This is a genomic window from Longimicrobium sp. (assembly GCA_036389135.1).
Lineage (GTDB): Bacteria > Gemmatimonadota > Gemmatimonadetes > Longimicrobiales > Longimicrobiaceae > Longimicrobium.
This window is the reverse complement of the sequence record DASVQP010000111.1, coordinates 68,987-80,802: the sequence shown is the minus strand read 5'-3', so window position 1 is coordinate 80,802 and position 11,816 is coordinate 68,987. Positions and strand designations below refer to the sequence as shown.

Below are 11,816 nucleotides of genomic sequence, written 5' to 3'. Positions count from 1 at the left end.
GGGAGTAGAGGCGACGCCCCGTCGCACCGTGGTGGCCGGGTGGCACTCGGCCACTCTGCGACTCGCTGAACGGCTGGGGAGAGTGATTCAAGCCTAGGGAACGTAACAAGCACTCGAGCACGAGGTGCGTATGCGACGACCGGTGCTGTGCCTCACGTTTGCGATTCTGCTTGCGACTGGGGCGTGCGAACACGGAAGCGGAGGCTCGCTCATGAGCGTACCGAGCGGTCCAAGTCGGAGGACGTACGTCGTGGACGCATCGTACCAGATGCCTGCTTCTGATAAGGCTAACGTCATGTACATCTTCGATGTAGTGGCGCTGGAGCGGCTTATCTCCATGCTGCCGCCCGAAGACCGCGCGGAGATGCTGTCCTATTTTCAATACGGGGATCCGGCTAGCGAAGACGGACCCCCCAAGCTCGTGCACTTCGATGATCCGGACCTCCAGGCGGTGCTGGAGGAGGTGTGGGTGCCGTACTGGTATACCATGCCCACAGAGGCCCTTTACAGAGATTCTGAAATTCCCGGCAGGCAGCTCGCGCTAGCGCGGATGCAAGCCGGCCGGTAGCGACAGCGACGAGACCCTGCTTCGAAGAGCGGGGTCTCGTTCAGCAGCCATACGTGCCATTCCGACTGCCCGCTTCATCTATGGTGCCCACATGAATGCTCGTCGCGCTTGGCTCTGCCTACTTCCTGCTGGCGTTCTTCCTCTCAGCGGTGCATGCAACCGCGCAACCCGGCGAAGGTTGGGAGCCGACCCGCTGCCCCGAAACGTGGCGGCCAGGGCCTTACCGCGGGGTACTGCTCATCGGATCACTCACGCAGTTCAAAGGCTATTATTTCAACGTCTTCTGGCAGCGGTCTAGCGAAGGCTTTACCGGGCAGGGGTTTTACCGGCCGCAGGGTGGCGTGGTCCCGGTGGAAGCAATCCTCCAACGTGTGGAATGGCTCGCAGCGGGTATCGTGGTCGCCTGCTGGAGGAAGCCGATCAGGCGCCCGAGCGGGATCACGTCGTATGTACTTAAGGAACGGATCGTTGATAGGATTGGCCGTATTGTGCCTCACGACAGCAACGGCGACGAGAATGGAGGAATGTGCCACCAGCTCGAGGATGACCCTTACGATCCCTATTCGCCGACCGACGATCCGGGTTGCCCGGGACCGGATTCTGGAGGAAGCACGGATGGGGGCGGTGGAGGCGAAGGTGACAAACCCGCGTGCCGGACCGAGTACGTGTTGATTGAGATCTCCTATGACAATGGCGTTACTTGGGAGGTGTATTGGGAAGGCTACGCCACGGTTTGCGACTAAGTTCGAACTCTCAGCGTGAGTAAAAGATTGACTAAGCTCGGGCGTCGGTTCGCAGCGGTACTCCTCGTTGTGGGCATGGGCGCCGTCCCCCAAGCTGTGGCGCAGCAGACGCACGCCGCCGGGCGCCCCACCCGGATCCCGGTGACGGTGGCTCTGGTCGACGCGCTACCCACGGGTGCTCCGTTCCAGATCCTCCGGCGCGCCGCGGCCAAGCCGGGTGACGTGATCCTCCTGTCGGCTACGGGGAACGCGGACGACCTTTCGCGTGCGGTGCATGAGTTGCTCTTGCTTCGGCGACTGCACGGGGACACCGCCAGCGCGACTGGCGCGATGCGCGTCCGACGTCCGCGGGGCGGTCCCCAAGCGCAGCCGCAGCGGTACCCGTGGACAGCGCGTGTGCTCAACGATCTCCGGACCGCTCCGCTCAAGCCCGTTTCTGGCGTCGGGACGGTTCCGGCATTGGAGATATGGCTACCTCCGCAGCGCGGGCGGGCGCCGGGTCGGTAGTAATCGGAAGTGCAACTGCACAGTTGGCACAGGCCACCTCCGTCGCCCCGTCTCCTGCAGCCCAACTACGTGACGGTCAGGGCGGCGCCTACTCGCTGGCGGCAACCTGGAACGGCGCGCCGCTACAAACGTGGCTTGGGCGAAGTGAGGTACAAGTAAGTGACGCTAGGCCTGGAGCGTGAACCCACCTGCGCCAACGGGTCCTTTCAGCGTGCGGCGCGAATCCGAGCTAGAGTCGCAAGTATCGTTGCGGCGCATCTCTCCGCCTTCTGAGCCGTATCACAATCGGATGCACGCACTCGTTCGACGTGAGCCCCCTCATGGACCAACATCGTCGTCCGCGTATGCGCCTCCACGGGAGTCTCTTGATGAACAGTGTCCCCATCCACCTCTACAACGGCGATGAGGCCGTTTTGCACTATCACAAAGTCAGGCTCAATGCGCCGATATTCCTGACCACCACGAACGAAAACAGGAAGGGGTGCGAAAGAAACGCCGGCCGACTTCAATGCTCGGTACAGGTGAATTTCAGGTTGCGATCGAAAGAGCAGGCCATCACAGGTCCGTGAGGCGATATTGTCTGATCTGACGCGACCTTGGTTGTTTGTCCCCTCTCCGGCCAACCAGGCCTTGGCTAACTCGCGCCAGTTCGCAGGCGGAGTTTGCGCGGCGCAGATCGAGGCCCCCGCAGCCCAGTAACCTGGATAAGAGTTGATGAGGGGATGGAGCATGGGAAGTATGCTCTTTTCAATCTCCTCACGACGTCGGAATAGCCGCGCGTAGATTTCGGTGGGAAGCTTCAGGTACAGCGTTAGAATCTCCACACCGCCGTCGTAATTATCGTATCCCGTGACGATCAATTCCGGTTCAGCCACTGCTAGTACCGCGACCACAGCTGTATCTCCCTCTGCGGCAGCGATGTGTGCTAAAGTTCCCGCTATCGCGTCGGCGCTAATCGGGAGTTGGTTCTGTTGGTCCTGAGGCATGCCGCTCGGGTGACAAGGATTGGACGTCCGGATGAACTCAGTTTAGGCGTAGGTACCAGTTTGTTGTTTCGGTGCAGGTTCTACAAGGGCATCGCTCCTACGCGCGTACTATGGTCGAGCTTAGCCCCCCTGTTTCCATAACGGTGTAGTGGGGCTTCCCTCGACCATACGCGGACGAGCTTGAAGAATCCTCTCGGCGCCGAAAGTGAGGGCAACTATGGTAGGGGCTAACTGACCTGCGCTTAATTGCGCAACGCGTTTCTGATGTAAATTCCTGCCGATGGTGTCGAGACGCGGGAATTCGTATACGTTCTGCTTCGCGATACCGAGCCGAACCATCTCGTTATAGAACTCTTCAATGTCACGGTATCCCGGTTCCCCTGGGATGGCGCTCGCCTGCTCCGCCGCGATCTTGCGTAGTTGATCCGAAAGTGCCATCGGGATCATCTCCTGAGATTCGGTTGTGGATGAAGACCTGCAGCTCGAGGCGCGATGTATCGGATTCGAAACCTGCTTGGAGTGCGAGGTTAATCACAACCAATCGGACGCACAAGCCGCTCCTTCCCATCCGGTAAAACACTGCCAACATTGGATACGGGACAGTACGTCCCTGGCCTGATAGGCGTGCGGGGCCAGCATCGGCGCAAAGCTTTCCTGGGCGGCGCTTGCCGTTATGCAAATCGCATTATGTGTTTTACATAACGCGTGAAATGCTGCTCCGCCCCCCAAAGCGCAGAGGCACAGAGAAGAACATCTCTCTGTGCCTCCGTGCCTCTGTGTGAGACTGCTGTTTGAAGCGGTTGGGTCAGTCAGGCCCTCACCAGCTTGCGGTAGCGGATGCGGTGCGGGATGTCGGCGTCGGCGCCGAGGCGGCGCTTCTTGTCTAGCTCGTACTCGCGGTAGTTGCCCTCGAACCAGACGACGTTGCTCTCGCCCTCGAAGGCGAGGATGTGCGTGGCGATGCGGTCCAGGAACCACCGGTCGTGGGAGATCACGACGGCGCAGCCGGCGAAGTCCAGCAGCGCCTCTTCCAGCGCGCGCAGGGTGTCGACGTCCAGGTCGTTGGTGGGCTCGTCCAGGAGGATCAGGTTGCCGCCTTCCTTGAGCACCTTGGCCAGGTGCACCCGGTTGCGCTCGCCGCCGGAAAGGGTGCCCACCTTCTTCTGCTGGTCCGATCCCTTGAAGTTGAACCACGAGCAGTAGGCGCGCGCGTTCACCTTCAGCTTCCCCAGCTCCAGCGTCTCCTGGCCGCCTGAGATCTCGTCGTAGACGGACTTGTCCGCGTTGAGCGTGTCGCGGCTCTGGTCCACGTAGGCGAGCTGCACGGTTGAGCCCACCTTGAGCGCGCCGGCGTCTGGCTGCTCGCCGCCGGTGATCATGCGGAAGAGCGTCGTCTTGCCGGCGCCGTTGGGGCCGATGACGCCCACGATGCCGCCGCGCGGCAGGCGGAACTCCAGGTTGTCGATCAGCAGCTTGTCGCCGAACGCCTTGGTGAGGTGATCGGCTACGACGACCTCTTCACCGAGGCGAGGGCCGGCGGGGATGATGATCTCGGCGGTGGAGGTGCGCTCGCGCTGGTCGGCGTTCAGCAGCTCCTCGTAGGCGGTGATGCGGGCCTTGCTCTTGGCCTGGCGCGCGCGCGGCGCCATCCGCACCCACTCCAGCTCGTGCTGAAGGGTGCGCTGGCGGGCGGAGGCGTGCTTCTCCTCCTTGGCGAGCCGCTCCTGCTTCTGCTCCAGCCACGACGTGTAGTTGCCCTTCCACGGGATCCCCTCTCCGCGGTCCAGCTCCAGGATCCACTCGGCCACGTTGTCCAGGAAGTAGCGATCATGGGTGATGGCCACGATCGTCCCCTTGAACTCGGAGAGGTGGTGCTCCAGCCACGCCACCGACTCGGCGTCCAGGTGGTTGGTGGGCTCGTCCAGCAGGAGCATGTCCGGCTCTTCGAGGAGCACCTTGCAGAGCGCCACGCGGCGCCGCTCGCCGCCGGAGAGGTTGGTGACTTCCGCTTCGCCCGGGGGGAGGCGGAGGGCGTCCATGGCGATCTCGATCTTGCGGTCGAGCTCCCACAGGTTGCCGGCGTCGATCTGGTCCTGCAGGCGCGCCTGCTCCTCGATCAGCGCGTCCATGTCGGCGTTCTCGTCGCCGAAGGAGTTGTTGACTTCCTCGTAGCGGCGCAGCACGTCGCGCTGGTGGCGGACGGCCTCTTCCACGTTGCCGCGCACGTCGAGCGACGCATCCAGCTGCGGCTCCTGCGCCAGGTAGCCGATGCGCGTGCCGCCGGCGGCCCACGCCTCGCCGATGAAGTCCTTGTCGACGCCGGCCATGATGCGCAGCAGCGTGCTCTTGCCGCTGCCGTTGGAGCCCACGACGCCGATCTTGGCGCCCGGATAGAAGGAGAGCCAGATCCCCTTGAGGATCTCGCGGCTGGGCGGGACCACCTTGCGGAGGTCCTTCATGACGTAGATGAACTTGCTCGTATCCAGACTCATTGTCCCGAAAACAGGTTGAGGTAAGTCCTGATGGTACTGGTGCCGCATCTAGTGCCGCGCGGCACGCCGGCCTTAATCAGGGGTCGCGCCGCACGCCGCCCGCACGCGTGAACGCCGTGCCGCCGCCCACCACCGGCAGCGTGAACGACGTTCCCGCGAGATCCACCGTCAGCCGCGTGCCCGCCCTCGGCGAGAGCGTGAACTCCGGGTCGGTCGACATGATCATGATCCCAAGCTGCCGCCCCGCCGGGATGACCTGATCGTCCGGCTCCAAATCGAAGGTCAGGTCGTAGTACCGCCCCGGGACGAGCGGCTCGCCGCGGCGCGTGGATGCGTAGATGCCGCGGCGCGTGAGCGACGCATGGTTCTGGATGTCGGCCCACCCGCGCGTCACCACGCCCGCGCGGCCGGCGGCGCCGATCTCCGCGGAATCGTACGGCAGCGTCACTATCCATACGCTGAGATTCGCCGCGGGCCGGTCTACCGCGACGCGCACGGTCACGCGCGGCGTTCCGGAGATGCGCAGCGAATCCGCGAGCGGCGCCGTGGCGAAGAGAAGGCGATGGGCCGAGCGTGGCGCGCGCGCACTGGCGCTGCCGCTCACGGACGCGTCGTCGACGATGGAGTCGAGTCCCCGCGCCGGCCGCAGGGCCAGGGCGGCGATGCCGTTGCCGCCGTCCGTGGGATGGAGCACGACGGGCGCCGAGCCCGGCGCCGGGAACGACGCAAAGGGGACCGGCGCCGGCATCGCGTCACGCCCGCGCGACATGCGCGCCTTCGCGGCGGCCGCGGTGCTCGACACGATCCACACGGGCGGATCGCGCCGGACGCCGTTGTCCACGCCGTACAGGTAGTGCGTGAACCACCGGTTCACCATCTCAAAGGGCGGATCGCCCCCGTGGCCGCCCTGATGGAGGTACATCGAGACGGGCAATCCGTGCGTCTTCATCGCCTCGTACACCCGCACGGTGTGCGACGGCATCACGTTGAAGTCGTTGAGCCCGTGCGCCAGCAGCACCGCGGCCCGGATGTTCTTGATGTGCGGCAGCAGCTCGCGCGAGGCCCAGAACTCGTTGTAGTCGCCGGTCGCGCGGTCCTGCCCCGCGGCAAAGAGGCCGCCCTTTACGATGCGGTCGCACGTCGCGCGGGTGGCGGTAGGGCCGCTGGCGACGAAGTCGTAGAGCACGTCCACGTCTTCGCCGAGGTACCCGCCCGGCGACCGCACCAGCCCGTTCGAGCGGTAGTAGTGGTAGTAGGACGTGTTCGCGGAGACCGGGACGACGACCTCGAGCCCCGCGACTCCCGTCGTAGCCGCGGCCAGCGGCAGCGTGCCTTCGTACGACGTGCCGATCATCCCCACCTTGCCGGTGGACCATGACGTCGCCGTCACCTGCTGCGTCCCGCTCGGGGTCGTGTAGCCCCTCGCGCGCCCATTCAGCCAGTCGACGACGAACTTCATCGCCGTCCGCTCCGGCGTGTCGCCGATGGTCACGCATCCGCCGGAGCGGCCGGTGCCCGGCGCATCCGAATGCACCACGGCGAAGCCGCGCGGCACCCACGTGCGCACCAGGTCGTTGGAGATGCGCGTGCGCGTGGGGTCGTGCGGGGGACCGGACATCGCGCCGCGCGCGGGGGAGGGCTGGCCGAGCTCCTGGCGCACGTTCCAGAACGCGAATGTGCGCGCGACGCCGGCGTAGTAGGGGCTCGACCCGTACACGACCGGCACCTTGAGGCCCCCGGTCTCCGTCTGGCGCGGCCGCGTCACGTCCACGTGCAGGCGATCGTTGCGTCCGTCGCGGTCGGAGTCGAAGTCCGTCTCGACCCAGAGGTTCTGCCGGATCCACTGCGAGGAATCGGCGAAGGCAGGGACCACCTGTGCCATGCCGTTCACGAAGACCGGCCCGACACCGTTCGTCGCCGTCTGCGGGGTGCTCGTCACCTGCGCGCCGAGCGATGCGGTGCAGGCCAGCGTGAGCGCGATAGCGATGGAGGCGCGCGAGCGTGGTTCGATCATGTGCGGGTTTCTCCCTGAGTTCACCTGCGTCCGGCGGCGGCGGGGAACAAGATAGCGTGGCGGAGGGCGGGGCGGGAGGCGGGAGGGATCGCGGGGAACGGCGACGCGGGGCCGCGGGCCGGGAGAGCTTGCGGTGGAGACGCGCAGGGCACGGGCAGCAGGCGGGGCCACGTGGGGCGGCCCCTACGGGATTGGTGTGATGGGCGATGGTCAAGTTGGGGCAGAGGGTGGGCGCGATGAACCGCGCCCCTACGGGATTGGCCCGGGGAACGGGGCGTCCGCGAAGCGCGCCCGCCCTCCCTGCGCCCCCGCAGGCGGGGGAGGGGGCATCCTCCAACAAGACCCTTGACCGCGTACACAGGGGGTGCTAGTGTACTGACAGGGTGTCAATACACTAGCATAGAAGGTGTGCATGTCCGCTCCCTCGCAGTTCAACCTTGGGCGCCGCGAGCGCCAGATCATGGATGTGGTGTTCAGGCTGGGCAGGGCGACGGGGGCGGAGGTGCACGGGGCGCTCCCCGATGCGCCCAGCTACTCGGCGGTGCGCGGGATGCTGCGCCTGCTGGAGGAGAAGGGGTACCTGCGGCACGAGCAGGACGGGCCCCGCTACGTCTACCTCCCCACCGCCGCGCCGGGGGAGGTGAGCCAGACCGCCCTCCAGCACCTCCTGCAAACCTTCTTCGGCAATTCGCGCGAGTCGGCGGTGGCGGCGCTGCTGGAGCTGCCCGACCAGCCGCTATCCGAGGACGAGTACCACCGGCTCTCCCGCCTGCTGGACGAAGCCCGCGACCCCGGAGAGGACGAATGACCCCGCCCCCCATTTCCGCCGCCGAAGCGCTCGCCGTGCTCGCCGTGCTCGGCCTGCTGGCCAAGGCCACGCTCGTGGTGGCCGTCGCCGGGCTGGCGGCCGCGTGCCTGGTGCACCGCGGCGCATCGGCCGCCACGCGCCACATGGTGTGGGCGCTCGCCATCGGCGCGGTGCTGGCGCTGCCGGTGCTTTCGGTGCTCCTGCCCGGGTGGCGGGTGGCCGTGGTGACCGAGACGGAGCCGATTCCCGCATCGTTCTCCGCCCCCGCCGATCCGCTGTCGGCGGGGCCGGTGGTGGCGGACGTGGTGCCGGAGGATGCCGCTGCCGCGGTGCCGGCGGAGGTGCCCGCCGAGCCCATGCCGGTGGAGTGGCTGCTGGCCGGGCTCTACGCGCTGGTCGCGCTGGGGCTGCTGGCGCGGGTGGCGGTGGGGCGGTGGAGCGTGGCGCGCCTGGCGAGGAGCGCGACTCCGCTCGACTCGCCGGAGTGGCGCGAGATGCTGCGCGACCTGATGTGGGTGGCGGAGGTCGAGCGCCCCGTGCGTCTGCTGCGGAGCGACCTCGCCACCATGCCGATGACGTGGGGGACGCGGCACCCCGTCGTGCTCCTTCCCGCGGCGGCGGACGGATGGTCGGCGGAGCGGCGGCGCGTGGTGCTGCTGCACGAGCTCGCCCACGTGGCGCGGCGCGACTGCCTGCTGCAGACGCTGGCGGCGCTGGCGTGCGCCTTCTACTGGGTGCACCCGGGCGTGTGGTACGCCGCGCGCCGCATGCGCGCCGAGCGCGAGCTGGCGTGCGACGACCGCGTGCTTGCGGCCGGCACCCGCGCGCGCAGCTACGCCGCGCACCTGCTGGAGGTGGCGCGCGCCTTCCGGCCGGCCGGGGGAGCGTCGCCGGTGGCGGTGAGCATGGCGCGCCCGTCGCAGCTGGAAGGGCGCATGCTGGCGGTTCTCGACGCCGTGCGCAGCCGCCGTACGCCGTCGCGGCGGGCGAGCGCCGTGGCGGCCGGGGTCGCGCTGGTCGTCTCCGGACTCATGGCGGCGGTGCATCCGGCGGTCGCCAAGGTGCTGCCCCAGATGTCGCCCGGGGTGCATCAGCAGGATCAGGAGCACGTGGTGGAGCACACCGTCGCCGCGCGGCCGGGCGGGCGGCTTGAGCTGGTGATGGAGAACGAGGCCGGGGTGGAGGTGGTCGGGTGGGAGCGCGACGTCGTCTTCGTGCACGCCGAGTTCACCGGCCCGCGCGCTCGTGAGGGGCGGGTGGATGCGGTCGCGGCCGGCGGCGGGGTGCGCGTGACCGAGCGGCGTCCCGGCGGGGCCGGCCGCCACGACAAGCTGCGGATCTGGGTGCCGCGGCGCTTCGACGTGGCGGTGCGCTCCCGCGGCGGCGGCCTTTCCATCCGCAAGCTGGAGGGCCGCTTCACCGGGACGTCGGGCGGCGATGGGCTGCACCTGGACCAGCTTCGCGGGACGGTGGACTTCGCCAGCGAGGGGGGCGGCGTGATGGTGGCCCATTCGCGCCTGGACGGGGAGATCCGCACCAACGGCGCGGGCGCGATGCTGGAACGCGTGACGGGCGGGCTCAACGTGCTGAGCGACGGCGCGGCCGTGGTGCGCGGGCACACCGGGTCGGGCGGCGCCGATTCCGATGAGGCTCCAACGCCGGGCGGGCAGCGAATCCGCGTGATCCCCGATCCGGAGACGGAGATGGAGCTGGACTGCACCGGCGGGACCTGCACGCTCATCAAGGAGTGGAAGAAGCCGGCGCGCGCCCGCACCGGCGAGAATGGGTTCGCGTATCTCACGGGCACCGGCGAGGAGCGGCGCGCCTCGGTGGAGGCGCTCGCCCGCAACGCGCCCCCGGCGGCCGCGGCCGTGGCGCTGGAGCGGCTCGCCTTCCAGGAGACCGACCCGGAGGTGCAGCGCGAGGCCGCCGAGTCGCTCGCCGGGTTGCCGAACGAGGCCGGCTTGCAGGGGCTGCTCAAGATCGCCCGCGCGCATCCCGGCGAGGAGGCGCGCCGCGAGGCCGCGGAAGGGCTGGGGCTGCTGGCCTGCGACGAGGCCATCGCCGCCCTGCGCCGGATGGTGGCGTACGACCGCGATCACTCCGTGCAGGGCGAGGCGGTGGAGTCGCTGGCCGGCATCCTGGGGCGCGACGACGTCTCCAGCACGGCGCGCGGAGTGGTCCGTGCCGCCCTGCGCGAGATCGCGCGCGCGCACCCGGTCGCCAGCGTGCGCGCCCGTGCGCGCACCGAGACGGGCGATGCGCCGCGCGAGATGTCGCAGGCCGCGCCCGCAACGGGGGAGCGGGTTCCGCTGGCGCCCGGCGCACGCGAGCTGGCCCTGCGCAACGCGGGGAACGCGTCGGGTGCGGACGCGGCGGCCATCCGCCGCCTGCGTCCGGCGCTCGACCGCGCCCCCACGAGCCCGGTCGACCTGGTGCAGGACCGCGCCACCTGGGCGCTCACGCAGGTGCGCGGGGGCGAGCTCATCCGCCCGCTCGTGAGCGCGCTTGGCAACGCGGACTGGCGGGTGCGCGCCTACGCCGCCTGGGCGCTCGGCGTCGCGGGGGAGCGCAGGGCGGTGGATGCGCTCGCCGGCGCGCTGCGCGACCCGCACTGGCGGGTGCGCGCCAACGCCGCGTCGTCGCTGGCGCAGGTGCCGGACGCGCGCGCGGTGACGGCGCTCGGCTCCGCGCTGGGCGACTCGGCCTGGCAGGTGCGCGCCGGCGCGGTCGAGGCGCTGGCCGCCATCGGCGATGCGCGCGCCATCGCGATGCTGGAGCCGCTGCTGCGCGATCCGCACATGGCCGTACGCGGCGCCGCGGAACCCGCCATCGCCCACCTTCGAAGCTCACGCGCGCGCGGGTAGCCCCGCGCGCCACACTTCCGCCCCGAAGCGCGCCATCATGCTAAAAAATTCGCACCCGAGCGCGGTCACCGCGCTCCTTTCAGGACTGGCGACCGTCATCGCGACCACGTTGGAAGCACAGAGCATCGCCCAGCACGTGGCTTCGGTCCGTGACGGCACCGTGCAGATCCACTTCGCCGCGGCGCCGGGTGCGTGCGGCGACGGGCGCGCGGTGATCGGGCGGCGGCTGGCGGGCGGCGGCGTGGCGCTCTTCGTCCCCAACCTGACGCATCTCCCCGCGAATGCGGAGGCGGCGTGCAGGCCCGGGCCGGTGCGCGTGGCGCTGGGGATGGCCGGCGGGCGGGTGGCATCGGTGCGCGCCACGGCCGGCCCCGCGCCGCAAACGCCCGCCGTCTGGGTCGCTCCCGCCGACGCGAGTGCCTTCCTGCTGGACGTGGCGATGCGCAGCGACGGCCAGATCGCGCGGGGAGCGCTGGTGCCCGTCTTCCTGATGGATGGCGACGGGGTGTGGCGCGGGCTGCTGCGTGTGGCGCGGTCGGCGCGCGCGCAGGAGGCGCGGAGCATGGCGGCGAAGGAGCTCGGGCGGCGCGCGGCGGCCACCATCGCGGGCGGCGACCGGGGACACCGGGCGGACACGGAGCTCTCCAGGAAGAACGGCGGCGAGGCGGAGTGGCTCACCATCGCCACGCGCGACGCGGACCCGGCACGCCGCCGCGCCGCGCTCCAGCTGCTGGGCAAGGACGGCACTCCGCGGGCGCTGGACCTCTTCGAATCGATCCTGGCCCGCGCGCGATGAGCGCCGCCCACCTTCACCGACCCACCGAGGCCGCC

General features: G+C 68.9%; 9 protein-coding genes. 5 read left to right on the top strand and 4 right to left on the bottom strand.

Annotated elements, in window-relative coordinates:
* Window positions 1–250: 250 nt before the first annotated feature.
* Window positions 251–568: a hypothetical protein gene (locus VF584_22950; protein ID HEX8213052.1), complete on the top strand. Its 318-nt coding sequence runs from the start codon at window positions 251–253 to the stop codon at window positions 566–568.
* Between the two features lie 95 nt (window positions 569–663).
* Window positions 664–1,311 carry a hypothetical protein gene (locus tag VF584_22945; protein ID HEX8213051.1) on the top strand — a complete coding sequence of 216 codons (648 nt, stop codon included), beginning with the start codon at window positions 664–666 and terminating at the stop codon, window positions 1,309–1,311.
* A 713-nt stretch (window positions 1,312–2,024) separates the two neighbouring features.
* Here the strand turns inward: VF584_22945 and VF584_22940 are convergent.
* From VF584_22940 to VF584_22925, 4 genes are all read right to left on the bottom strand, one after another.
* Window positions 2,025–2,693: a hypothetical protein gene (locus tag VF584_22940; GenBank protein ID HEX8213050.1), complete on the bottom strand. Its 669-nt coding sequence runs from the start codon at window positions 2,691–2,693 to the stop codon at window positions 2,025–2,027.
* 231 nt (window positions 2,694–2,924) lie between these two features.
* The gene (locus tag VF584_22935; protein HEX8213049.1) at window positions 2,925–3,242 is read right to left on the bottom strand and encodes a hypothetical protein; all 318 of its coding nucleotides are present in this window, start codon (window positions 3,240–3,242) and stop codon (window positions 2,925–2,927) included.
* A 371-nt stretch (window positions 3,243–3,613) separates the two neighbouring features.
* Window positions 3,614–5,296, bottom strand: coding sequence for an energy-dependent translational throttle protein EttA (ettA, locus tag VF584_22930; GenBank protein ID HEX8213048.1), 1,683 nt, complete (start codon window positions 5,294–5,296; stop codon window positions 3,614–3,616).
* 76 nt (window positions 5,297–5,372) lie between these two features.
* Window positions 5,373–7,310, bottom strand: a complete 1,938-nt coding sequence (locus VF584_22925; protein ID HEX8213047.1) for a Xaa-Pro dipeptidyl-peptidase — start codon at window positions 7,308–7,310, stop codon at window positions 5,373–5,375.
* Window positions 7,311–7,722: 412 nt separating this feature from the next.
* Between VF584_22925 and VF584_22920 the strand changes: the two genes are divergently transcribed.
* Genes VF584_22920 through VF584_22910 form a run of 3 tightly spaced genes read left to right on the top strand, consistent with a single transcriptional unit; the run spans window position 7,723 to window position 11,781 of the window.
* A complete protein-coding gene (locus VF584_22920) occupies window positions 7,723–8,118 on the top strand; it encodes a BlaI/MecI/CopY family transcriptional regulator (GenBank protein HEX8213046.1) in 396 nt (131 codons plus the stop codon).
* A complete protein-coding gene (locus tag VF584_22915; protein ID HEX8213045.1) occupies window positions 8,115–10,985 on the top strand; it encodes a M56 family metallopeptidase in 2,871 nt (956 codons plus the stop codon). The genes VF584_22920 and VF584_22915 overlap by 4 nt, the downstream gene beginning before the upstream one ends.
* A gap of 37 nt (window positions 10,986–11,022) precedes the next feature.
* Window positions 11,023–11,781, top strand: coding sequence for a hypothetical protein (locus VF584_22910; protein ID HEX8213044.1), 759 nt, complete (start codon window positions 11,023–11,025; stop codon window positions 11,779–11,781).
* Window positions 11,782–11,816: the final 35 nt, after the last annotated feature.